At 48.2% G+C, this 22,496-nt stretch carries 24 protein-coding genes; 6 read left to right on the top strand and 18 right to left on the bottom strand.

Features of this window, described 5'->3' with window-relative positions; genetic code table 11:
- Positions 1 to 338 (bottom strand): sigma-70 family RNA polymerase sigma factor (locus KB186_RS17820; protein WP_232774089.1); only part of this gene is annotated, 338 nt, incomplete at its 3' end.
- A gap of 538 nt (positions 339 to 876) precedes the next feature.
- On the opposite strand from KB186_RS17820, the gene KB186_RS17825 reads away from it, so the two are divergent.
- On the top strand, positions 877 to 1,074 hold the full coding sequence (locus tag KB186_RS17825) for a hypothetical protein (RefSeq protein WP_232774090.1): 198 nt from the start codon (positions 877 to 879) through the stop codon (positions 1,072 to 1,074).
- A gap of 18 nt (positions 1,075 to 1,092) precedes the next feature.
- Here the strand turns inward: KB186_RS17825 and KB186_RS17830 are convergent, their stop codons facing one another.
- Genes KB186_RS17830 through KB186_RS17840 form a run of 3 tightly spaced genes read right to left on the bottom strand, consistent with a single transcriptional unit; the run spans position 1,093 to position 3,373 of the window.
- The gene (locus KB186_RS17830; RefSeq protein ID WP_173608420.1) at positions 1,093 to 1,563 is read right to left on the bottom strand and encodes an ankyrin repeat domain-containing protein; all 471 of its coding nucleotides are present in this window, start codon (positions 1,561 to 1,563) and stop codon (positions 1,093 to 1,095) included.
- A 37-nt stretch (positions 1,564 to 1,600) separates the two neighbouring features.
- The gene (locus KB186_RS17835) at positions 1,601 to 2,029 is read right to left on the bottom strand and encodes an immunity 22 family protein (protein ID WP_173608421.1); all 429 of its coding nucleotides are present in this window, start codon (positions 2,027 to 2,029) and stop codon (positions 1,601 to 1,603) included.
- 18 nt (positions 2,030 to 2,047) lie between these two features.
- The gene (locus KB186_RS17840) at positions 2,048 to 3,373 is read right to left on the bottom strand and encodes an SMI1/KNR4 family protein (protein WP_232774091.1); all 1,326 of its coding nucleotides are present in this window, start codon (positions 3,371 to 3,373) and stop codon (positions 2,048 to 2,050) included.
- A 184-nt stretch (positions 3,374 to 3,557) separates the two neighbouring features.
- On the opposite strand from KB186_RS17840, the gene KB186_RS17845 reads away from it, so the two are divergent.
- From KB186_RS17845 to KB186_RS17855, 3 genes are read left to right on the top strand one after another with little or no spacing between them, the layout of a single operon-like run.
- The gene (locus KB186_RS17845; protein WP_232774092.1) at positions 3,558 to 5,258 is read left to right on the top strand and encodes a molecular chaperone HscC; all 1,701 of its coding nucleotides are present in this window, start codon (positions 3,558 to 3,560) and stop codon (positions 5,256 to 5,258) included.
- Positions 5,258 to 7,306, top strand: a complete 2,049-nt coding sequence (locus tag KB186_RS17850; protein WP_232774093.1) for a J domain-containing protein — start codon at positions 5,258 to 5,260, stop codon at positions 7,304 to 7,306. The genes KB186_RS17845 and KB186_RS17850 overlap by 1 nt, the downstream gene beginning before the upstream one ends.
- Positions 7,307 to 7,326: 20 nt before the next feature.
- The gene (locus KB186_RS17855) at positions 7,327 to 8,046 is read left to right on the top strand and encodes a DUF1266 domain-containing protein (protein ID WP_173608425.1); all 720 of its coding nucleotides are present in this window, start codon (positions 7,327 to 7,329) and stop codon (positions 8,044 to 8,046) included.
- Positions 8,047 to 8,136: 90 nt separating this feature from the next.
- On the opposite strand, the gene KB186_RS17860 is transcribed toward KB186_RS17855, so the two are convergent.
- Entirely contained in the window at positions 8,137 to 8,703 is a 567-nt protein-coding gene (locus KB186_RS17860; protein ID WP_173608426.1) for a GNAT family N-acetyltransferase, read from the bottom strand.
- Positions 8,704 to 8,892: 189 nt separating this feature from the next.
- Complete coding sequence (locus tag KB186_RS17865) at positions 8,893 to 9,957, bottom strand: HD-GYP domain-containing protein (RefSeq protein ID WP_173608427.1); 1,065 nt, start codon at positions 9,955 to 9,957, stop codon at positions 8,893 to 8,895.
- A 216-nt stretch (positions 9,958 to 10,173) separates the two neighbouring features.
- On the opposite strand from KB186_RS17865, the gene KB186_RS17870 reads away from it, so the two are divergent.
- A complete protein-coding gene (locus KB186_RS17870) occupies positions 10,174 to 10,665 on the top strand; it encodes a Mov34/MPN/PAD-1 family protein (RefSeq protein WP_173608428.1) in 492 nt (163 codons plus the stop codon).
- Here the strand turns inward: KB186_RS17870 and KB186_RS17875 are convergent.
- From KB186_RS17875 to KB186_RS17915, 9 genes are all read right to left on the bottom strand, one after another.
- Positions 10,577 to 12,403 (bottom strand): peptidoglycan D,D-transpeptidase FtsI family protein, encoded by a 1,827-nt coding sequence (locus KB186_RS17875; RefSeq protein WP_232774094.1) that lies wholly within the window; start codon positions 12,401 to 12,403, stop codon positions 10,577 to 10,579. The genes KB186_RS17870 and KB186_RS17875 overlap by 89 nt on opposite strands.
- 106 nt (positions 12,404 to 12,509) lie before the next feature.
- A complete protein-coding gene (gene udk / locus KB186_RS17880; protein WP_173608430.1) occupies positions 12,510 to 13,154 on the bottom strand; it encodes a uridine kinase in 645 nt (214 codons plus the stop codon).
- A 51-nt stretch (positions 13,155 to 13,205) separates the two neighbouring features.
- On the bottom strand, positions 13,206 to 13,841 hold the full coding sequence (locus KB186_RS17885; protein ID WP_232774095.1) for an O-methyltransferase: 636 nt from the start codon (positions 13,839 to 13,841) through the stop codon (positions 13,206 to 13,208).
- A 107-nt stretch (positions 13,842 to 13,948) separates the two neighbouring features.
- Positions 13,949 to 15,049: an endolytic transglycosylase MltG gene (gene mltG, locus KB186_RS17890; RefSeq protein ID WP_232774096.1), complete on the bottom strand. Its 1,101-nt coding sequence runs from the start codon at positions 15,047 to 15,049 to the stop codon at positions 13,949 to 13,951.
- Between the two features lie 145 nt (positions 15,050 to 15,194).
- Entirely contained in the window at positions 15,195 to 15,485 is a 291-nt protein-coding gene (locus tag KB186_RS17895) for a DUF1292 domain-containing protein (protein ID WP_005832492.1), read from the bottom strand.
- A 5-nt stretch (positions 15,486 to 15,490) separates the two neighbouring features.
- Complete coding sequence (ruvX, locus tag KB186_RS17900) at positions 15,491 to 15,907, bottom strand: Holliday junction resolvase RuvX (RefSeq protein WP_232774097.1); 417 nt, start codon at positions 15,905 to 15,907, stop codon at positions 15,491 to 15,493.
- A gap of 9 nt (positions 15,908 to 15,916) precedes the next feature.
- Positions 15,917 to 16,177 (bottom strand): IreB family regulatory phosphoprotein, encoded by a 261-nt coding sequence (locus KB186_RS17905; RefSeq protein WP_007727936.1) that lies wholly within the window; start codon positions 16,175 to 16,177, stop codon positions 15,917 to 15,919.
- A gap of 111 nt (positions 16,178 to 16,288) precedes the next feature.
- Entirely contained in the window at positions 16,289 to 18,937 is a 2,649-nt protein-coding gene (gene alaS, locus KB186_RS17910; RefSeq protein WP_173608433.1) for an alanine--tRNA ligase, read from the bottom strand.
- A gap of 313 nt (positions 18,938 to 19,250) precedes the next feature.
- Complete coding sequence (locus KB186_RS17915) at positions 19,251 to 20,315, bottom strand: AI-2E family transporter (protein WP_173608434.1); 1,065 nt, start codon at positions 20,313 to 20,315, stop codon at positions 19,251 to 19,253.
- A gap of 379 nt (positions 20,316 to 20,694) precedes the next feature.
- On the opposite strand from KB186_RS17915, the gene KB186_RS17920 reads away from it, so the two are divergent.
- Positions 20,695 to 21,381, top strand: a complete 687-nt coding sequence (locus KB186_RS17920) for a TerC family protein (protein WP_173608435.1) — start codon at positions 20,695 to 20,697, stop codon at positions 21,379 to 21,381.
- 115 nt (positions 21,382 to 21,496) lie between these two features.
- On the opposite strand, the gene KB186_RS17925 is transcribed toward KB186_RS17920, so the two are convergent.
- The 3 genes from KB186_RS17925 to KB186_RS17935 are packed head-to-tail and all read right to left on the bottom strand — an operon-like array spanning position 21,497 to position 22,439.
- Positions 21,497 to 21,691 (bottom strand): hypothetical protein, encoded by a 195-nt coding sequence (locus tag KB186_RS17925; protein WP_229088206.1) that lies wholly within the window; start codon positions 21,689 to 21,691, stop codon positions 21,497 to 21,499.
- 27 nt (positions 21,692 to 21,718) lie between these two features.
- Positions 21,719 to 21,925 carry a hypothetical protein gene (locus KB186_RS17930; RefSeq protein ID WP_007717618.1) on the bottom strand — a complete coding sequence of 69 codons (207 nt, stop codon included), beginning with the start codon at positions 21,923 to 21,925 and terminating at the stop codon, positions 21,719 to 21,721.
- A gap of 34 nt (positions 21,926 to 21,959) precedes the next feature.
- Positions 21,960 to 22,439 carry a PRC-barrel domain-containing protein gene (locus KB186_RS17935; RefSeq protein ID WP_173608436.1) on the bottom strand — a complete coding sequence of 160 codons (480 nt, stop codon included), beginning with the start codon at positions 22,437 to 22,439 and terminating at the stop codon, positions 21,960 to 21,962.
- Between the last annotated feature and the right edge of the window lie 57 nt (positions 22,440 to 22,496).

Below are 22,496 nucleotides of genomic sequence, written 5' to 3' on the forward strand. Positions count from 1 at the left end.
TCATTCTCAATACAACGCGCAGCATACGTAGCCAGCTTGGTGCCCTTATCCACCTGATAACTCTCGATTGCTTTGATCAGGCCGATGGTACCGATGGAAATCAGATCTTCACTGTCCTCACCCGTGTTCTCGAATTTCTTCACAATATGCGCCACCAAACGCAAATTGTGCTCAATCAGCTTGTTGCGGGCGTAAGGGTCGCCTTTGGCCATGAGTCGGAGGTACTTTTCTTCTTCGGTGTCCTGAAGCGGTTGCGGGAAGGCATTGTTCTTGACATAAGCCACAAAAACAAGAAGTTCTTTAAAAACAAGGGAAAGCGCCGCGATAATGCTGGACATGGCTGCCACCTCCACGTCTGGAATAGCTTACTTCTATCCTTATGTGGGCGGTCGCCTATATGTGCATGTACGCTAAAATAACCGAGTGAATAAGCGAATCCTTCTTTGTACAAAGACGTACTCGGTTAGTGGCTGATTAAACGAAGGTAAATGAACACGAGCGAGTCAGATATTCCAAAAACCGCATGGTCATCCCAATCGTCTTTTATCGAAATAATTTCAAGATTACTTAATTGCGGTTGTAAAAATTGAATAAACTCCTCAGACACCACCATCTTCTCTCAGTTCCTTATTCTACCATCGACAATTAAAACGCTATCCAATGGGAGATAAATGACGTAAATCTCCCTCTGGCTTAGTTGAAAATGTAACCATTTTTCGGCGAACACCTCTGTGTATTCAACTAAGTTTTTTATGTTGTCGGGCATATGAGCCTCCCTATCGTTTTCGTTACAATATTTTTTAAAAATTATATTTTTTGGTACAATGATCCAAACGAATTGGCATATCTAAACCAAAGTTATTGGAGTGGTCACCCATGCTAGATTTTGGCGCTGTGTCGCTCGAATGGGGTACGTTACTCATTCAGCTCTTTGTCTTCCTCATGCCTTTAGCCCTTTTCATTGCTTGCTGCATTTTCATCGTAAAACGCACAGGAACCAAGCAAAAAGCCTTCGACGAGCTGGAAAAACGCGTCGCAGCACTCGAACAAGAAAGAAAGCGTCCGAAATTATAACGGACGCTTACCTTTCCCCTATTCAAATAATGCCATCATCTCTTCGTCTTCTCTCTCGCGCGCTATATCGTATGGTGTTTGCCCCTCTATGTCCTTTTTGTTAGGATTCGCACCTTTAGCCAGCAGCAACTCTACCACATCCACACGCTCCTCTCCATCCGCTACCTGTGTGTGCAGCGGGGTACTTCCATCATGAGCGCTGGCATGTATGTCTGCACCGTGGGCGATGAGCGCCTCTGCAACCTCTGGATAGAGTGCAATATGCAACGGGGTAATGCCCTCATCGTTTTTCGCATGAACATCTGCTCCCTGTGCCACCAAGTACGCAATAAGGTCGACATCGTCTGTCATCACAGCTCCATGCAGTACGGAAAACTCATACTCATCCTTTTCATGCAGCAATTCCGGCTGTTGCGTGACGATCTTCTTTACGAGCTCAATATCTCCCAGTTCAGCCGCATCGTATAAATCTGCGAATTTGTAAGCCATGTCTGCCTCCCCTAACTTATGTATTCCTCCCTGTTCCTTACCGCTCCTCTGTTTCAAAGACAAGTTTGGCGAGCAGGACCAGCGGTGAGTCTTTTTCTTGCCCATCCTCAGTGAGTTCGAACAGTTTTTCGTTAATCGGACCGTACCTCGATTCATTGCCGTACAGCAAAATGACATGTGGGTACTTGCCAATCTCCTCTGTTAGCTTTTTCGGCCATTCTTTTCTGTCGAGTGTTGCATTCATCGCATATTCGTTTTCCAAATACGTCAAAAAGTCCGCTCTGGCCTCTGCATCCTGTACCTCATGCACTTCAAAAAAATCCTCGTCTACCCATTCAAGACCCGATGCTGTTAAAAAGCCAGACGGTATCACTTCCCCGTCCTCGTCGTAAACCGGAGTCAGAAAATCCGCTAGCTCATCAGAAGACTGCAAGGTTGTTCCCCATACCGTTACCACATTTCTCATTGTAATTTCCCCCCTCGTCTACTGCTTTACTGTTTCCAAGGAAGAGCGAATGCGATCTACACGCTCCTTTTCCTTGCGCAGAATGGCTTTCTCGTACGCTACATCCAACAACCGATTAATTTCTTCCCAATTCGCCTCACCGGAAGGCGATTCACCGCTTGTCAGCATTTTGCCCCAAGCACTTAATGCAATCTGCCGCTGTGCTTCATTTCCGTCCAGCCAACGAATCAGATCATCCCATTGTGGACGTGACACCGCGAAAAGCTCATCCCAGCCTTCAATCGGGTACGCCACATGCGGTTCCATCCATAAAATGACTTCTCGGGAGCGAAAGTGATGCAAATGACTGTTGGCAGCATATCCTACCAAACATTCTTTTCTGGCAACGACTTCATCCATTTCAGCCAAAACTCGCTGTAACCCCTCTTCTTCGGGCAAACAAGCTGCCGTTACATATGCACGCAAGGTTGAGCCTATGCGTTCATAATGTGGCCCGGACTCCCAAAGCGAGCGCACCCAGCTCTCTGCCTTCTTGCCTACTGTCTCAACAATGAGCTGGCACCAAAGTAGTAGATTGCTTGATGAGGTTTCCTGCTCGATTTGCGTTACCCATTTTTGTAAAACTGGCTCCCAATCGTACTGAGTAAATGCCTCTTGGATACGCGAATCTCCTGCACCATGCATTTTGGCAAACAAGACTAGCTTTTCGAAATCTTGTGCTGCCTCTTCAAAGGTTAGCGTCCGATAGATTTGCAGCCATTCTTTCCACTCTTGTGCGACTTGTCCCTCGACATCGAGCCCATCTGCACCGGCGAGTGCTTCATAATTCCAGCACTCTGCCCCAATACAGCCCAGCTCCGTGACCCGCTCTATGAACTCTGTGAAGCTTTTGCCGAGCAATAGGAATTCGTCTGTCTCATGCCCCCAGGAATAAACGGGCGGGTCATCCACGCCTGTCGACAAATCGATGAGCAGCATGTCGCCATTCCCGCCGACGTGAAAACAGAGATACCTTTTCTCGTCCTCACTCTCTTCGTCCCCACCAAAGTACGGCCACTCAAAAGCATCCAATGACCATCCCAAATCCCCACTCAGCGAAAAAGGGTCTAACGCTCGAGATGGCAACGACCAATTTATTTGAACCTGACTACTACCCGCAAGCAAAATAGTCCGGATCGTCGCAGGAAATCTGATCCCGATACTTTCCTCTCTACTCTCGATTTCTTCCAGCCTTGCTGGTGGTTCTATAGTGAGCGGCCAAACCTGAGCACCTTGTCGCTCCATATCATGCATAAGTAACTTCCACGTTTCAAACCACTTTTCCATTCGCTGCTGCATTGGCATAACGACCTCTCTCGTCTGTCGTTTTCTATCTTAGGAATTCTATATCTATTTTCGTTATCTAAAATTCGATTTCATATCCTACTAAAGCACCAATTATATCCATTTTTTTCATGGTAAAATTATCTACAAAGTAACTATTTTTGCCGATATTAGTAGAAAAAACTCGGAAAAGAGGACCTAGCTGATGACCACCATAGGAATTGATTTGGGCACGACGAACAGTCTGGTGGCCTACTGGACTGAAAATGGACCCGTGCTCATTCCAAACGCGCTCGGAGAAACACTGACTCCTTCTGTTGTCAGCGTCGATGAGAATGGCGAGATCTTGATTGGAAAAATCGCCAGAGAGCGTCTCTTGACTCACCCAGATCGTACAGCTTCTACCTTCAAACGGTTTATGGGGACAGAAAAAAGATACCAACTTGGGAGATATTCCTTTTCTGCCGAAGACCTTTCCTCCTTTGTGATTAAATCTTTGAAGGCGGATGCAGAGGCTCATTTAGGGCATCCCGTTCACGAAGCGGTTATCAGTGTGCCTGCCTATTTCAACGACACACAACGCAAAGCGACCAAGCGAGCAGCAGAGCTTGCTGGACTAAAAGTGGAGCGCTTAATCAGCGAACCGACTGCTGCTGCGATCTCATATGGGCTCCATCAGGAGGAATCGGAGACACAATTCCTCGTATTTGATTTAGGTGGCGGAACGTTTGACGTTTCTATTTTGGAAATGTTCGAAGGTGTGATGGAAGTAAAATCAATCGCTGGAGACAACTTTTTGGGCGGCGAAGACTTTACCGATCTGATCGCCTCTTATTTCATAGAAGCCCATCGACTCGATATCAACACGCTGGACAGTAAAACGCGTTCGTCCATCCACAAACAAGCTGAGTTGTGCAAGCGCGCCTTGTTTGTGGACCAAGAAGGGAAAATGAGTGTCAATATCCAGGGAGAGCTGGTTGAAACGACTCTCAGCCGGAATCAGCTGGAAGATCTCGCGTTTCCCCTGCTGCAACGACTGCGTCAGCCAATCGAGCGCGCTTTGAGAGACGCCTCCATCTCACCTCGGGAATTGGACGCAATCGTGCTTATTGGTGGTGCGACGCGGATGCCGCTTATCAAGTCCATCGTAAGCAAAATATTTGGGCGACTGCCCTATTCCCATATTAATCCCGATGAGGCTGTTGCATTGGGAACAGCGATTCAAGCAGCACTCAAGGAACGCAACGAGGCGTTAAACGAGCTAGTTTTAACAGATGTTTGCCCATACACACTCGGTACGGGTATTGTACAAACCATGGCAAACGGCAAACACGAGGATGGCTACTTCTTTCCGATCATCGAGCGCAATACGCCAATCCCGGTCAGTCGGGTAGAACGGTTATACACCGTTCTCGATTATCAACGCTCCATTCTCGTTGACGTGTATCAAGGCGAAAGCCGACGGGTCGAACATAACCTCAAACTTGGCGAACTGGATGTAAAAGTTCCCCCTGCCAAAAAGGGCGAGGAGTCTATCGATGTTCGTTATACATATGATATCAACGGGATTCTCGAAGTCGAAGTGACTGTCGTATCTACAGGGGTCAAAACCAAGGCCGTCATCGAAAAAAACCCGGGCAGCCTTTCACCAAAAGAAATTGAGGAGCGTTTTCAAGCCCTCCAAAACATTAAGATCCACCCCAGGGAACGAACTGAAAATCGATTGCTTCTGGCAAAAGGCGAGCGTATGTATGAGGAAGCGTTGGGCGAAAACCGTATGATCATTGCGAATTACTTACGCCGATTTGAAAGTGTCCTGTCCACCCAAAATGATAGAGACATTGCCAAAGCAGCAGAAGAATTGAAGCAACAGCTGGACATGTTTGAAGGGTGGAATGAGTATTAATGGGGATTTGGGAGATTCTCGGGATTGAACCGACGGACAATCCTGCCCAGATAAAAAAGGCTTATGCCAAAAAGTTGAAGGTGCACAATCCGGAAGTTGATCCTGAAGGCTTTCAGCGATTGCGAGAGGCATACGACCTCGCCCTGAAGTTCACGGGCAATGACAAGCGGAATCGCAGGATCGAAGAAACGCCCCTACCTGAAAAAAGACAGCTGGATAGTGAGGAAAATCATGAATCGCAAGAAGAGACGATTCACCTCCAGCCGCCGAGACGACAATATGAGCTGTGGCATTCTGAACCAGCAGAAGAAGAGCAGCCTACCTACGATCCACCGCAGCGGCTCACACTGTTTGACAGGTTTTTAGAGGAAACAACGCAAGAAGTAGTCTCTGTAGAAGAAACCCCTATTCCCAAGCGGTACGATTTCACTGAGAGCTACGATCATTCCGAACGCTCCATGAACCCCGATGATATGGTGGAGCGTTTTTTCCGCCGTACGCAAATGTTGTACGACAACTATCACGAGCGTATCCAGCTTGAAAACTGGCGTGAGTTGCTGAATGACGAGGCGATGTGGAATGTCGGCTGCCATCAACTCATCGATACGCGATTTCTCCACTTTTTAGAAGAACACTATCACTTGCCTCATGAGGTGTGGCAGTTGCTCGATTCCCATTTCCAATGGCGAGAGAAATCGGAAAAGCTCGCAAGCCAGCTCTCAGGACGTTTTGTCGCGTACCTGAACGGCCAGCTCAATCAGACCTTCACGCTGCGTTACCACTCTTTTGACAATCGCGATGACCTGGATATTGAAGCGTTTCTAGAATGGCGCAGCGATGCGTTATTTGCCCTCATGGAGAATGATTGCGAATCGGCTCAGAACTATTTGGCAAAAGCACATGCTCTGTACGCGCTTGACCCCGATTTGATCCGTTTACAGGGCGAATATTTTTTGCGAACCGGAAATAAGAATCGAGCCTTTCATACCTTTGATCAATTGATACGTCTTGACCCAAATAACATCGATGCGTATTTGTGCCGAGCCCGACTTTTCCTCGAAAAGGGAGATGCCGCCGATGCGATCAAAGATTGCGAGGAAATCCTCACTCGCATGCCAGAACTGTGGGACGCTCGCAGCTTGCTAGGGAAAGGTTATCTTCAGCTGGGCGAATGGGAGAAGGCTCAAGTGGTTTTTCAGGAGATGCTTTCGCATAATCCCTCCGATATCGACGCAAAGATAGGCTTGACGCAAATACATTCTCCGTTTAACAAGAGGTCCGAACCGTCTGTGAACAAGCAAGCCAAAGCCGCTAGAAGAAAAACGTTGAAAGCCCTCGGGCTTCCTGGCAAGCTAGCAAGGTTCAAGCAATTTTTTGCCCTCTACACGAGACGTAACATTTGGACGATTATTTTTCTCCTTCTGCTCCATTACGCTATGTTTGCTGTCGTATCCATGAAGCTGGAGATGACTTCGGAGCAGATGTTTGACTCCTTGGTCAATAAATATAATCCTGTCCAATTGAAGACGATGGATGAGTTGAAACAAACTCCCCTTGGCTACCAGGTGGAGTTTACATTGACCAAAGCATCTTATATCAATTTGCTCCGCGTCTATGACACAGAGAAGCATCCCGAGCCAAAAGCTGAGTTCATTCCTGCCGCCAAAGCCGAAGAGCGAGATCTGTTAAACTCTGAGACAGGCTATGTAAATATAGGTTATCTGGATCAACAAGCGATCATTGTCATTACGGACTACGACCATGCCAAGGAAATTCATGACAAGCAATCCATAACGATGCGAGGCACGCTGAAGGCGATACCGGATGGGGAGATGTTGCCTGTCATTGTGAATGCTTTGGAAAAACGAAAGCATCCCTACCAGTCGATTCTTTTGACTGATATGTATATCAATGCCAAGCCTGACTTGGAGGAAAAAGGATGGACGGGATCATGGCTTCTGGGCATTCTCGCGATGATTTCCATGTTGTATTACATCCGCATCATTCGTGAGATTCCCAAAACTCGCAAAGCATTGACATTCCACTAAAGGAGGCAGAGACGACTTCCATGACAAAAGAAGCAGAAAACGAAAAAGAGATCGACCCAAAGTTAAGCCGCTACTTGCATGCTCTCTCCTCTGTTTGCCTAAATCAGAAGCGGCTCGCCTATTATTTGGCCATCCACGAATACAACCGCCTGCGCGATACGTTTTTGCGGCTTCGTATTGATAACAGATGGGATACGGGGGACGCCGTGAAAACGAAAGAGCGCTTAACTTGGTTTTTAGAGCATGGGCGAAGAATTGAATTTGATCGGCATCGCCACGTATTATCTGCACTAAGCGCTGCCAATCGCTCCAACTACATCGCGTCCTTAAAAAAAGGGGATATGGAGTCAGCCCGGCAGTTGATCGTGTACGCGTACATGAACAGACTCCCACATGCCGGCATTGCCGCGTTTGATTATGCCTGGTATCTCATTATTTGCAAAGCAGGCGCCCAACAGTCCTACCTTCCCAAGGCAGATGCCGTAGAAGGCATGCTGGACGTAGCCAAGCGAATCCAACTCGCTTATTCAAGTTGGGAAGAGTATTTATTTGCCTATGCATGTGGCAATCTATACGATGAAGCAGGCGCGTCTAAAAACACGAGTAAAGCAACCGAAGCTCATATTTTGAAGCTCCTGACGGGTAAGTACAGTCCCATCCGTGAATTTGACTGGAAGTTTGATCTCACACCTTACCTGCCCTCACCCCAAGTACAAAGCGTGCCTTCTTTTAGCAGTTAAGCTTACGAAAAACGTTTCCCTCGGACTTTAAGCTCTATGTCCAATGGGAAACGTTTTTGGTTCTTGTATCAAGCCTCGATAGAGGTCTTCTTACGCCTTTTCCGAAATGTCCTTCACCATATGGCTCAATTTATGGCCGCTTACGATCACTGTCCCATCCTCACGATAGCCGAGCGATTCATACAGCTTGCGCGCACGCGGTTTTTCCTCGTCAACGAGCAAAGCGATTCGGTCATGCCCGCGCTGAATTGCTTCTTTTTCAAAAGCATCCAATAGAAGTGATCCGATCCCCTTCCCTCTGCATGAGGAATCAACCGCGACAGAATCCAAATAAAATTCGTCATCCTTTGCTTCTTTTACAAGCGTAATCGTCTCGCCAGTCAAACGTTGGACATGCTCAACGAAGGGACGATCAAGCACCTCTGTTTGGCTCCCATGATAAAAGAGCGCCAGGCCTACCGGTACATCTCCATCCATGGCAATCACCGCGTTTTCGTAGCTCAGTCGGTTATTTTCCTTCGCAAAAAACTCCTCCATCATGCGAATCGCTTCCCCTGCCTCCGTCGCACCTGTCAACGTATGCGCGATATCTCCAATGGCATCATAAATTAAGGGCGCAGCAAAAGCTGCATCTGTGGGTTCCGCTTTGCGTATCATGTGTTTCCTCCTTGCGTTTCGAGCATTCGCACGACACGTTTCTTTTCGTTTCTTAGACTACCAGATACTCTATCATTGTGTCACAATCTGCCAGGCTGATCGAGCTTTCCCGACGATCGTTCACAGATCAGCAACAATGAAACCGCTCTCATTTTTCAAGAGCGGTTTCATCTTTTTCGCATCGATTTTCTATCCAATCATTTTTTCAATCGTCAGCTTGCGATCATGCCGCAAATCGAGGAATTCACCCATTCTTCTTACCAATGGACGCATCGGTTCATCTTGATGAATAAGAATTACTTCGACTTCTTCCCCGCTACTCAATCTCGCCTTTGCCCCTACGTACAGCAAAGCAATGTAGCGGACAAACTGCGCAACGATCTCCACGTTCAACGTTCCGTTACATGCTTCCTTCCAGAGGAGCTGTGCCGCCTCGAATGGGGACGACCTTCCTTTGTACACACGATCAGAACAGATCGCATCAAACATGTCGGCAACGGCGAGCACCTGACATTCGATTGGTATGCTATCGCCTTTTCTTTGCTCCGGATAGCCAGACCCGTCGAGTCGCTCGTGATGCAGTAAGGCACACAATGCCAACAGCTCAGATCCACCCTTCATCTCACGGATCATCTCATAGCCGAAAACGGTATGCTTCTTCATGATCGCAAATTCCTCTTCACTTAGCTTGCCTGGCTTCAGCAATATTTCCTTAGGTACCCTCATTTTCCCAATGTCATGCAAAAATCCGGCTGTCCCCATGAATGCTACTCGCTCTTCATCCCATTTCATCAAGCGAGCAATGAGCGAGCAGAGAATGCCTACATTTAATGAATGGCGGTATGTATAGCTGTCTGCTCCTTCCAGTACGTACAAGTTCCGGAACAACCCCAAATGCTTCCTCGATTTTTCTGCTACATCAAAAAAGATGTTGGAAAAATGATCAAGACTTGGTGCCCCGCCAACTGTCAGTTCATCGAAGAGTAGTCTCGTTTTGTCGAGGGCTTGTACATAAGCTGCAACGGTCTCAGAATCTGCCTCTAGTTGGAATAGTTGAGAAGTAACTTCCTCACCAGTTCCCTCTGTAAGACTCTGTATGATATCAACCTCACGGACTCGTTGCTTTTGCAATAGGATCACATGGGCAGGCGTAATCGTCGTGTTTTGTCCCAGCAGCAATATTCCTTGTTCGGTGTACAAATCAACCGCTAATACTTGCCCAATCAGTGAGAGATCAACAGGTGCCAAAGGCATACAATCAACCTTTCCAGTCTCCGTCTTTTTAGAGGTTGTTCAAAAAGCCGACTTTTTGAACTCACACTTTTACTCAAATTATAGAAAGGAAGAAGGTGAGTTACAATCCTTTTTTCGACAATTCCTAACTTTGCTGGCGCCGGGACATTTCACTATTCGCGTACATATGATATCAAGCAAATGTCAGTGGTTTTATCAAGGAGGGACGAATGTCTCATGACGACGCTGTACATCACACCAAAAGCGTGGAAACAAATTGAGCAGGCCGTACGAAAAAAACCCTCGCTGGAAACAGGAGGGATCATGATGGGATACCCACTTGGAGAGGATAGATGGGTCGTAACGTATGCAAGTGAACCAGGCCCAAATGCGATTCACCAGCCACATTCTATATTTTTCGATGACATACATCTCAAAAAGCTCGTCCGCAAATTAAGCAGGCATCGACAATGGAAATACATTGGTGATTGGCATAGCCATACGGTAAAGCGCCTATCTCCCAGCAAAGGTGATAAGAGAACCATTTGGTCAAAAGCGTCACAATCCATGTACATGTCCTCCTCTCCCCTCATGCTGATCGTTGGACTAGGTAAAAACAATCAAATTAACGCAAGAGGATTCATCCTCGGAAATACTCTTCGCGAGGTTGGGAAGATTGAGCTGTATGATCGGCAAGCTCAGCGACAACCCGGTGAAAAAGCTCCATAGCCTGGTTTTTTCCCCAACTCGGCTGATTTTCTGCCACGACACAAATGGCGTAGCGCGGCTCTTCTAACGGAGCGTACCCGAGAAACCACAGATGATTGTTTCCATTCGCATCCCCGATTTGCGCAGTCCCGCTTTTGCCTGCCACCTGCCAAGCGGAATTCATGAGCATCTGTCCTGTTCCCTCTGTAACAACTTTACGCATCATTTTTCGCAATTTGTTGGCTGTGACGTAGTCAATTCCGTCCAAAGAGAGCTCCTGCTGGGGAAATGTATGGAACGACTGACCATTTCGGTATGCGATCTCCTTTACCAGTCGTACTTGAGAGCTTTGCCCGCCACGCAAAATCGTTACCATCATATTGGCTGCTTGCAAGGGGGTAATGCGTACATCCCGCTGACCGATGGCGCTTTGAATCAGGACGCCTTCATCGTCGCGGGATATCCCCTCTGCAAAGACTCTACCCGGCTCTTCACCATCCAACTGCTTGAAGTTCTTGAGTTTATACAGATTGGGAGTAACATGCCCCACTTGAGTGGTCAAGCCCAGCTTTTTTGCATATTCCTCCAATTTGGCTCCGCCCACCATCTTGGCGATATGGGCAATCGCAATGTTGCAGGATTGGGCATACGCTTCTTCCAATGTCACACTGCCGTGACCTTCTTTTTTCCAGCAGGAGAATTGATACTTCCCGTACTCCCCTGTACATGTAAAACGGTCAATGGGCGAAACGATTCCTTCCGCCAGGGATGCTGCCGCAACCACTGTTTTATAGACAGAACCAGGCGGGAGTTGTTTGAACGCGCGATTCTTCCAATCGCTCGTGTTTCCCGTGACATTTGTTTGATCATAGGTAGGGCGACTCACAGCTGCAAGAACGTCGGCTGTTTGTACGTCCAAAACGACGATACTGCCCTCTTTGAGACCTACTTGATCGGCTGCTGCTTCCATGCTTCTCTGGATTGCTGCATCCAAGGTCGTCGTTAATGAAAGCGGATAGTATTGATTCGACTGTTTTGTATAGCGAATATCCAGTCCTCGGAGCGGTTGTCCGTGCCCATCTACGTAATAGGACAAGACAGACGGCTCTACCCCCTGTAAAAACCGATCAAAGCTTCGCTCCAGACCCGATGCCCCCAGCGTGCTCTCGGCATTCATTTTGCCGCTTGTCCATTCATCTGGATACAGCTTTTGCACCATGTCGGGATTTTTATGGATAAAACCAATCAAATGCTTGGCTACCTCATCAGCGCGGTATCGCTCTGTCACCGCCAATGCCACAACTCCCGGGATGGCAAGGGCATTGATTTCCTCAGCCTGCCGCTCTGTGAGCATCACCAGCTTTCCAGACGCCTCTCGCATGAGCAGCGGTGCTTTCGCCTTTTCCATGGTCTCCGACAACCGCTCCTTGGATTCCCCGGTTATTTGTGCCACCCGCTGCAAGGCATCTGTTCCTTGCAGGCTCCCACGCGCCAACGGGAACAAAATCAAGGCGAGATGCTCTTCTCCGGTAAAGGCGTACCCATTCCGATCCACGATATCGCCACGACCGCTATGCAGTACAATGCTTTGCTGTCTTTGCTTTACTGCTGCCTTTACCAAATCAACGCCATGCCGAGAAAACCGATGGGGCGATCCGAGTTGAATCCACCACAAGCGCACGATCAAACCGAGCCATAACAACGACATGGACAGCAATACAAGAAAGTGACGTCTTTTGATTCGTCGATCCAGCTGCATCGAATTCCCTCCCTGGCTTTTTTCACCAGTATTGCCGGAATGTACGCGACAGAAACAACGAACAAAGAAAAAAGCACACCGTACGTCACGGTGCACTTGTAAGTGTTTATGATTGATTGGAGAATTGCTGCTTCTCCAATAAAATATTGCTGATTTTCGTGGATAACAGATCCAATGCTACACGGTTGTAGCCGCCCTCTGGAATGATGACGTCTGCATATCGCTTCGTCGGCTCAATAAACTGCAAATGCATCGGTCGAACGACGTTTAAGTATTGCGTCACCACTGAATCGAGGGAACGACCGCGCTCTTCGATGTCACGTACAATTCGGCGTGCAATACGCACATCCGCATCGGTATCGACGAACACCTTGATATCCATTAAATTACGAATCCGCTCATCCTCCAGAATCAGCATTCCTTCCAGAATGATGACATCCTTCGGGTCGACCTGAATTTGCTCCGGCTTGCGGTTATGCACCTTGAAATCGTAGATCGGTTTTTGGATCGCTTTTCCTTGCATCAGCTCCTGCAAATGCGCAAGCAACAAATCATTGTCAAAAGCGAAGGGATGGTCGTAGTTTGTCAACGCCCGCTCTTCTGGGCTCAAATGGCTTTGATCCTTGTAGTAGGAATCCTGCTCAATCATCGTTACACTATCATTTTGGAACTGGCGGTACAGCTCCTTTGCTACAGTCGTTTTTCCGGAACCACTGCCTCCCGCTACCCCAATCAATACGGGGTTACCCATGCTTCATGTCCCCTTCCTCATGATGCTTTACACCTATACGACCCTAAGTTTTTACTTCTTTTTCATACTGATAGCCAGCCCGTCTCCCACTGGAATAAATGTCGTTTCTAAATCAGGACGCTCCATCAGATGTGAATTATAAGAAAGCAGCTTGTCCACCATCGGACGCTGGCGCTTGCCCGCTTCTTCTGGGGTCGCCACCAGTCCTCGGAACAGGACATTGTCGCTGATTACCAAACCGCCTTCGCGAAGTAGCGGTAGATACAAATCGAGGAATACTCGATACTGACCTTTGGCCGCATCGATAAACAAGCAGTCAAATTGATACGACTCCGGCAGCCCTAAAGTAGCGTCACGTGAGAGTATTTCCACACGATCTGCACAGCCTGCTTCTTTTATATTTTCCCGTGCTCTCACCAATCGATCTTCATCTATGTCCATCGTGACAATTCGCGCTTCCGGTGCAGCTTCTGCAAGCCAAATAGTGGAATAGCCAATTGCCGTACCCACTTCAAGAATCGCTTTGGGACGATGCAGCAATAACAACATCCGCATGACTTGAGCGGACGGGAGCTGCACAATCGGAATGTTTTCCTCTGCCGCCTCCTGCTCCAGTCGCTTGAGCAGCAAAGAACGCTCGGGAACCAGGCTTGACACGTAGTCGTCAATTGCCGGATTGTTAATCATGATTTCACTCCTCTTTCGTTACAACCGAATTATTATAGCACACCTTAGGAAAACTTGGCTACGTCAAGCACTGTTGACCGTATGCAAAAAAAAAAGAGGAAACCCGGTTAGTTTCCCCTGCTTTTCTTATCATTTGCTTCATGCTCTTGCAGTGTTTTGGAAAAGTAATGCTCGGACGTTCCGTCTTTTTTCGTCACGTAGAAAAAGTAATCGTGCTTCGCCGGTTTGACGACGGCTTCAAGCGAAGCTCTACCTGGGTTGGCAATCGGCCCTGGTGGCAATCCAGGATTTGTGTACGTGTTGTACGGGCTTTTTACTTTTAGGTCCTCAAAGGTCAGACGGTCTCGTTGTTTGCCGAGAATAAATTGGACGGTAGCATCAGCCTGCAATGGCCACTTGTCACGAATCCGATTGTAGTACACGCCTGCTACAAGCGGACGCTCCTTGTCTACTGTTACTTCACGCTCGACAATCGATGCGAGATTCACTGCTTCATCCAGTGTTAAGTCGCGCTGCTTCAACTGCTCTGTCCACTCTGGCTTCCATTCCTTTTGGAATTGAGCCAGCATACGCGAGACGACATCATGTGCCGTAGCGTCTTTGCCCACCTCATACGTTTCCGGGAACAAATACCCTTCCAGACGGTGTTTTCGGTCTGCATGCTTCGGTATGGCTGCGACAAAAGGATAGTCCGGGAATGCTCCTTCATTTACTTCTTTTAAAAATGCCGCTTTCTCTACAATGCCTTCTTTATCGAGATGATCTGCGATCTGTTCGACATTCCAGCCTTCCGGGATCGTAAATCGGTTCGCATTGATCACCGTGTTTCCTTCCACCATGGCGGTTAGGATCTCGTCAATGGCTTGGCCAGTCGTAAATTGGTATTCTCCCGCCTTAAGATCAGGAGCCATGCCTTTATACTTCACGTAGTAATTAAATACATCGGCATTTCGGATCAGACCTTGTTCTTCCAGTAGTCGACCGATTTTTTGTACGGAGGAACCGGACGGAATCGCTACGTTCTTCACCGTCTGTTCACCTGCAACGGGCTGCAATTGCTGGTACACGTACCACGCTGCTCCCCCTGCAGCCAAAATGATCAATAACAAAAAGGTAACCAGCCACATCACAATTCGTCCGCCGCGTCTGCGTCGATGCGTCACAGGGCGGCCGGGGTTAAAATCAGGCTTCGCTGACATTGGTTTCAAGCTAGAAATCCTCCCTTTAGGGTCTCTTTATCTCCATCCCATTCATTATACTAGAGGCTTATCTACCTGTCACTTCATGGGTGATTTTGGCGAAAAAAGACAAAAAAAGAGCCCGCCAGTTGCGGACTCCCTTTCCACTCGTCTATTAAATTCCGTCTTTCTCCAAATCAGCAATCAATGTTTCGAAGGTAGCTTCTACTTGCTCCCACTCTTCGTCATCCTCGATTGGCTGGAGCATGTCTGTACCATCATAACGCAGGAAGTGAACCTCGTACTCTTCTTCCTCTTCCTGATCTACTGGTACGAGCACCAAATAGCTGCGGTCTTCAATGTCAAAAATGTACATGATACGAAAATCTCGCGGTTCCTCGGTACCTTCTTCCGTCAGCGCGATCACATCGCCCACTTCGAACTCTTCCATCATCTCTTCACTCATTGTGGTCACCTCGATTTCGCGTCCAAATATCCTTGGAGGATTAAAGTGGCCGCCATTTTATCTATCACTGTCTTTCGCTTTTGACGGCTAACATCAGCAGAGATCAGCATACGCTCTGCCGCCATCGTCGTCAAGCGTTCGTCCCACATGTGGACAGGAAGAGACGTGCGTTCCTCCAAAAGCTTGCCAAATGCTAGACACATTTCAGCACGCGGGCCTATGGTTCCGTTCATGTTTTTGGGCAAACCAACGACGAAAGCCCCAATTTGATACTGCGAAACTAATTCGCTCAGGCGGGCAAGATCTTTTTCCTTGGATTGTCGCTTGATGGTCTCTACTCCTTGCGCAGTCCATCCCAGCTCATCGCTGACAGCCACTCCAATCGTCTTGTCGCCTACATCCAACCCCATCAATCGTGTCATCGTTAAGGTCTACTTGCGCTCTGACAAGTAAACGGTCACCAACTCTTCTATAATTTTGTCCCGTTCCAATTTGCCGATCAGGCTCCGCGCGTTGTTGTGGCGTGGGATAAACGCCGGGTCGCCAGAAAGCAAGTAACCTACGATCTGGGTGATCGGGTTGTATCCTTTTTCCTGCAGGGCTTTGTACACCTCTGTCAATGTTTCTTGCACATCCGCCGCATTCGCTTCCTTGGGCACCGTGAATTTCATGGTATTATCCAACGAACTCACAATCAACACCTCGATTTCCTTTTGAGACTCTTTTGGTTACATACTCTTTTTTGTATTCGACTCGGATTTCGTTTACTCCTGTCGATTATACAAATTTCTCTTGCAATCGCACTATTTCGCTACTACTTGACTCTTCACGAAGTCAACCACAGCGTCCAGAGCTTCTTGCAGCTTGGATGGGTCCTTACCACCGGCTTGTGCCATATCAGGACGTCCACCACCGCCGCCACCGCAACGAGTTGCGACTTCCTTGATGATCTTGCCAGCGTGAATGCCTTGATCCATGAGATCTTTGGTTACACCTGCAACGAGGTTCACCTTGTCGCCATCGACCGCACCCAACACAATGACAGCGGAGCCGAGTTTGTTTTTCAGCTCATCTACCATGCCGCGCAGGTTGTCCATATCGACAGCGGAAACACGTGCAGCGAGTACGTTCATACCGTCTACTTGTTGGAGTTTATCCGTCAACGACGCTGCCTCGATGTTCCCCAGTTTTGCACGCAGGGACTCGTTTTCGCGCTGTACTTCTTTCAATTGTTGTTGCAGACCTTCTACACGTGCAGGTGCTTCTGCCAGAACTGGTGCCTTGAGTGCTTGCGCCACTTCTTTGAGCGTAGTGAACTGCTGGTTCAAGAACTGATAAGCGCCGCGCCCTGTTACTGCTTCGATCCGGCGTGTGCCTGCGCCGATACCGCTCTCGCTAACCAGCTTGAACAGACCGATTTCCGCGGTATTGTTTACATGGCATCCACCGCACAGCTCCAGGCTGTATTCGCCCACTTTTACAACGCGTACAACGTCGCCGTATTTTTCACCGAACAACGCCATTGCGCCCATCGCTTTTGCCTCAGCCAATGGTTTGTTGGAGATCTCGACACTCAGGTTTGCCCACACTTTTTCATTCACGATCGCTTCGATACGCTCCAGTTCTTCTGGAGTAATGGAGCTAATGTGAGTGAAGTCAAAGCGGAGACGCTCTGGTGCTACCAAGGAACCTGCCTGATTGACATGCGTTCCCAGGACATCCTTGAGTGCTTGATGCAGCAAGTGAGTCGCTGTATGGTTTTGCGTGATTGCCAGACGTGCTTCACGATTCACTTCCGCGCGAATCTCGTCGCCTTTGCGCAGGGTACCTGCATCGACGATAACAGAATGCACATTTTGTCCCATTGGTCCTTTTTGTACATCTGTCACGCGTGCTTTCACGGTATCAGAAATCAGGAAACCTTCGTCATTGATCTGACCACCGCTTTCTGCATAGAAAGGAGTTTGGCTCAGAACGACTTGTACGGTTTGCCCCTCTTCTGCTTCTTCTACCAGCTGGTTGTCCAAAATAATCGCTTCCACTTTACCTGTTGCTACCAATTCAGTATAACCAACAAATTGGCTCGTAACCGTCAAATCAGACAATGGACCGCCTTGGATTTGCATGCTGTCTACATCTTGACGTGCTGCACGTGCGCGCTCACGCTGTTCTTCCATCGCTTGATCAAAGCCATCGCGATCGACAGTCAGCCCTTGCTCGTCTGCGAAGTCTTCTGTCAAGTCAACAGGGAATCCATACGTATCGTACATTTTGAACACATCTTGCCCAGACAGTTGCGTCTTTCCGCTTTCTTTTGCTGCTTTTACCATGTCGGACAGGATCGCCAGACCGTCGTTCAGTGTCTCGTGGAAGCGCTCTTCCTCGGCACGAATGACTTTTTCGATAAACGCACGCTTTTGGACAACCTCTGGATAGAATTCGCCCATCATCGTGCCTACTGTTTCAGTCAAGCTGTACAGGAATGGCTTCTCCACGCCCAGCTTTTTCCCCATACGTACGGCACGGCGAAGCAGACGGCGAATGACATAGCCACGCCCTTCATTGGATGGAAGCGCACCGTCACCGATCGCAAACACAACCGTACGCGCATGGTCAGCGATAACCTTCAGGGCTACATCCATCTCAGGGCTTGTTTTATACTTCACACCGGAGATTTCCGTGGTCTTTTCGATCAGCGGGAACAGCAAGTCCGTCTCAAAGTTGTTGTCTACGCCTTGGATGACAGAGGCCATGCGCTCAAGACCCATCCCTGTATCAATGTTCTTCTTAGGCAACGGCGTGTAGGTACCGTCTGGATTGTGGTTGAACTGGGAGAATACCAGATTCCACACTTCCAGGTAACGCTCGTTCTCTCCACCTGGGTACAGCTCAGGGTCGCTCGGGTCGTTTCCGAATGCTTCTCCACGGTCATAGAAAATCTCTGTGTTTGGTCCGCTCGGGCCTTCTCCAATATCCCAGAAGTTGCCCTCCAGTCGGATGATTCGCTCTTCTGGAACACCGATTTTCTTGCTCCACAGCTCAAATGCTTCTTCGTCCTCCGGGTGAATGGTAACGGAGAGCAACTCTGGATCAAAGCCGATCCATTTTGGGCTTGTCAAAAACTCCCATGCCCATTCAATCGCTTCTTCCTTGAAGTACTCACCAATAGAGAAGTTACCCAGCATTTCAAAGAAAGTATGATGGCGAGCAGTACGTCCCACATTTTCAATATCGTTCGTACGAATAGACTTTTGCGAGTTCGTAATACGCGGGTTGTCCGGAATGATGCGGCCGTCAAAGTATTTCTTGAGAGTCGCCACACCACTGTTGATCCACAGAAGGGAAGGATCGTCGATTGGAACCAATGGAGCGCTAGGCTCAATGCGATGTCCTTTTTCTACAAAAAAGTCGAGGAACATCTGGCGGATTTGATTGCCTGTCAGTTTCTTCATCTAACATTCTCCTCATCTAAAAATAAAAAAAGTCCCCATCCCCTCAGGGACGAGAACTGATTTCTCGCGGTACCACCCTGCTTACAGGCTCGCTACACGTTTCTGAGCCAAGGCCTGTCGCTTAAGTGGCGTCTAACGGTGCCAAGCCGCCGGGTTTTGCCCGGTCTTAGGAGTAGCCTTCTGCTGCTCTTCTTTTGGTCGCCCTCTCAACCATGGAGCGTCCTCTCTGTAAAAGGTCTGCAACATACTCGTTCCCTCATTGATTTCACATAAATCACTTTGTCCATATTATAAATATTTTACCTGATCACTGTCAACTTTCATGCATCATGACAGCGATTCGGCTAACGATCACTTTGCAAACGGCAAGAATCGGGACAGCAACGATCAACCCGATGATCCCCCCTACCGTCTCCCCTACAAGCAGTGCCAGGATAATGAGAAGCGGATGCAAATGCAAGGAACGACCAACGATGTTGGGAGACAAAATGTTCCCTTCTACGATTTGAATGATGAGATTGACAACGACCACGAGTAGCAGTGTCTTGGTGGAAATCGTAATCGCGATCACAACTGCTGGTGCCGCCCCAATCAATGGTCCGATGTACGGAATAATGTTGGTGAGACATACGAATGCAGCCAGTACAAAAGGATACGGCATGCCGATCCACCAGTAGCCCACGTATGCGAAAACGCCTACGATCAAGGCGACCATCATTTGTCCATGTATGTATTTGCCCAAGGATTCGTTTATATCCCGCAGGACGATCAGCACTTGCTTCCGATAAGCCTTTGGAACAATCGACATCCCTGTCTCGTGCAATTGCTTCATATCCTTCAAAAAGTAAAAAGCGATAAACGGCACGATAGCAAATGCAAACAGCTTTCCCATCGAATGCCTGGCATTATCCACGATTTTCGATACAGAATGAGACATTCCCTCATTCGACTGGATGATCACCCGGTCCACACCCTTGGAGATGCTATCCGGCAAGAAATATTTTCGTGCCTCCCACTCACTCATCCATGTATGGTACCAATCCATCAGGCGGGGAATATCGTCTGACAGCTCCACCAATTGTTTCGTGAAAACTGGGATGGCGTTTATAATCGCAATGGTAATCACCAATACAAATGATCCATAAATGAGCAGGACTGCCATCAAGCGCGGAACCCTTCTTTTTTCCAGCAATTGCACGATCGGATGGAGCAAGTACGCAATGACGAGTCCCAATATGACGGGAACGAGCACTTCCTTTACGAGCGAAAACAACTGGGACAGGACTGGGCGGAGCAGCCAAAGCAGATTGCCGATGACCAAAAGTGTGATGACCCAAACAGCAGCAGCAAATAGACGACTTCGCCGAAGTTCATCCACGTTCCCCAACTCCTCCCTATTTGCCTACATCTTTTTTAGCTTGTCTCATTCACATTAATTTCATGTAACCTATTGACACACAATTTCGTGTTCAGTAGTATGTAATTACAAGAGGATATCTCCAAAGGGGAGTAGCTTTTTCGCAACATAGTCGTCATTACGGGATTTTTCCCCGGCTATGTTGGCAACATTTTCGTAAATGTTGTAAGCAAGACCTTTGCCGACCAGGTAAAAGGTCTATTTTTGTTTTTTAAACGACCTTTTCCTGCATCGGGAAAGGTCGTTTTCTTTTTCGCCCCTTTACACACACTATGGGAGGTATCAAGAAAACGGCCAGCGGATTATTCGCTTCCAAAATGGATTAGGAGGAGGAAGAGAAATGGATTTATTGTTAAGCCCTGAGTTTTGGACCGCATTACTTTCTATCGTTATCATCGACCTCGTGCTGGCCGGGGACAATGCCCTCGTCATCGGGATGGCAGCTCGTAACCTGCCTGCTCATCAGCAAAAGCAAGCCATCATCTGGGGAACGGTTGGTGCAATTGTCATTCGTGCATTGGCGACACTTGCTGTTGTTTGGTTGTTGAAAATTCCTGGTCTGCTGCTTGTAGGTGGTTTGATTCTCATTTGGATCGCTCTCAAATTGCTGATTCAAGATAATGGTCATGAGAATATGAAGGCAAGCGGAACGCTTGGAGCAGCGATCTGGACGATTATCGTAGCCGACACGGTAATGGGCTTGGATAACGTGATCGCGGTTGCTGGTGCAGCACATGGTGATTTTCTTCTGGTGGTTATCGGTTTGATCATCAGTGTTCCGATCATGGTATGGGGTAGCACATTGATCTTGAAGCTGATCGAGAAATATCCGGTCGTTATATATATCGGTTCTGCAGTATTGGCGTATACTGCTGCGAGCATGGTAACAAGCGAGAAGTTCCTCACACCATTCTTTGCCGCTTACCCTTGGGTAAAATGGGTATTCATCGTAGCTGTTGTGGTTGGTGTCCTGTTGATCGGACGCATGAAAAGCCAACAGCAAAAACGCTTGGCAGAACAATCTTAATACAAAGCAAGGCTCCGTCGTTTCTGCGACGGAGCTTTTTCATGCCGGTCGAAAAAAAGCACCCGAACACAGTGTATGTTCGGGTGTTTATTTACGTTCCAATTCACATTTTGTGTTAACGAGTGACGGCACGCATCAGCTTGCGACCTGATTTCCACATACGTGTTACATCACGCATGGAAAAGGGCAACTGATTCCAATTCAATGAAAACCGACTGCGACGTCGCGGAGCCAACCAATAGCCAATGATCGCCACAATTCCGCTTGTGGCCAGAACCCGCAACAGGCTTCGAGTGAACAAGCGTGCCACCTCCATTGGTTTTGCCGCTCAAATCCACTACATATTCAAGTGAGCGGTTACTGTCTGATCCTCAATAAACAGATCGTTGAGCGAATGCAAAGATCCATCTTCCTCAACTTGGTAGACAGAAGCGATCTGCTCATTGGAAACGCTCATTTCTATAAAGCAGTTCCAGCAATAGTATTGATTGGTTCCAATCTTCCCTACGTCTTTGGAACTGCAATTCGGGCATATGACACGCATCACGCTTTTCCTCCCTTTCACGCCTGGCCACGAACTAGTCCGGCACGATCAGGTTTTCTTCCCCGATGATCACGGATGCTGGTGCAGGGAGGCGCTTTCGACCTTCCGTAATATCTGCAAGCCAGCCATTCGATAGTTCGTACCCTACAAGTTTCTCCCAGTTGGCTGAAAAGTAAACATCTTCCAGCCTCCCCAAACACTCTCCGGAAGCGGTAATCACCGCTTTTCCTTTTAACTTCGTCTTTCCCGTCACAATGCCGACAGGCTCTAGTCCGGCGAGATGAGGTAAGGGCGTGATCGCGTCTTTTCCCGATACGGTAAGGCAGGACTCCCCGACCGCATGAATATGTTCGGCAGGAATATAGGTACCTGATTGGAACCAGCCCTGTTCGCTCAGCAAGACTCCTCGTACATGCCAAGTGGAGTCGCAAAGAATGTCACGCACGGTTCCCATCGTCTCTCCTGTTTGGAGGCAAACAACTGGTAATCCGACTGCATCCATTGCCTTGCGCATGTGGGACATCCCCCTTCCGCCTTGTTAGTATCAGGCGAAATGGATACGTCCATTCGG

Source organism: Brevibacillus sp. AF8 (assembly GCF_021270385.1).
GTDB lineage: Bacteria > Bacillota > Bacilli > Brevibacillales > Brevibacillaceae > Brevibacillus.

What these genes read in the sequence shown, in the direction of transcription:
- KB186_RS17825 (WP_232774090.1), top strand. Translation starts at nt 877, where the DNA reads ATGCTAGATTTTGGCGCTGTGTCGCTCGAATGGGGTACGTTACTCATT.
- KB186_RS17830 (WP_173608420.1), bottom strand. Translation starts at nt 1,563, where the DNA reads ATGGCTTACAAATTCGCAGATTTATACGATGCGGCTGAACTGGGAGAT.
- KB186_RS17835 (WP_173608421.1), bottom strand. Translation starts at nt 2,029, where the DNA reads ATGAGAAATGTGGTAACGGTATGGGGAACAACCTTGCAGTCTTCTGAT.
- KB186_RS17840 (WP_232774091.1), bottom strand. Translation starts at nt 3,373, where the DNA reads ATGCCAATGCAGCAGCGAATGGAAAAGTGGTTTGAAACGTGGAAGTTA.
- KB186_RS17845 (WP_232774092.1), top strand. Translation starts at nt 3,558, where the DNA reads ATGACCACCATAGGAATTGATTTGGGCACGACGAACAGTCTGGTGGCC.
- KB186_RS17850 (WP_232774093.1), top strand. Translation starts at nt 5,258, where the DNA reads ATGGGGATTTGGGAGATTCTCGGGATTGAACCGACGGACAATCCTGCC.
- KB186_RS17855 (WP_173608425.1), top strand. Translation starts at nt 7,327, where the DNA reads ATGACAAAAGAAGCAGAAAACGAAAAAGAGATCGACCCAAAGTTAAGC.
- KB186_RS17860 (WP_173608426.1), bottom strand. Translation starts at nt 8,703, where the DNA reads ATGATACGCAAAGCGGAACCCACAGATGCAGCTTTTGCTGCGCCCTTA.
- KB186_RS17865 (WP_173608427.1), bottom strand. Translation starts at nt 9,957, where the DNA reads ATGCCTTTGGCACCTGTTGATCTCTCACTGATTGGGCAAGTATTAGCG.
- KB186_RS17870 (WP_173608428.1), top strand. Translation starts at nt 10,174, where the DNA reads ATGACGACGCTGTACATCACACCAAAAGCGTGGAAACAAATTGAGCAG.
- KB186_RS17875 (WP_232774094.1), bottom strand. Translation starts at nt 12,403, where the DNA reads ATGCAGCTGGATCGACGAATCAAAAGACGTCACTTTCTTGTATTGCTG.
- udk (WP_173608430.1), bottom strand. Translation starts at nt 13,154, where the DNA reads ATGGGTAACCCCGTATTGATTGGGGTAGCGGGAGGCAGTGGTTCCGGA.
- KB186_RS17885 (WP_232774095.1), bottom strand. Translation starts at nt 13,841, where the DNA reads ATGATTAACAATCCGGCAATTGACGACTACGTGTCAAGCCTGGTTCCC.
- KB186_RS17895 (WP_005832492.1), bottom strand. Translation starts at nt 15,485, where the DNA reads ATGAGTGAAGAGATGATGGAAGAGTTCGAAGTGGGCGATGTGATCGCG.
- ruvX (WP_232774097.1), bottom strand. Translation starts at nt 15,907, where the DNA reads ATGACACGATTGATGGGGTTGGATGTAGGCGACAAGACGATTGGAGTG.
- alaS (WP_173608433.1), bottom strand. Translation starts at nt 18,937, where the DNA reads ATGAAGAAACTGACAGGCAATCAAATCCGCCAGATGTTCCTCGACTTT.
- KB186_RS17920 (WP_173608435.1), top strand. Translation starts at nt 20,695, where the DNA reads ATGGATTTATTGTTAAGCCCTGAGTTTTGGACCGCATTACTTTCTATC.
- KB186_RS17930 (WP_007717618.1), bottom strand. Translation starts at nt 21,925, where the DNA reads ATGCGTGTCATATGCCCGAATTGCAGTTCCAAAGACGTAGGGAAGATT.
- KB186_RS17935 (WP_173608436.1), bottom strand. Translation starts at nt 22,439, where the DNA reads ATGCGCAAGGCAATGGATGCAGTCGGATTACCAGTTGTTTGCCTCCAA.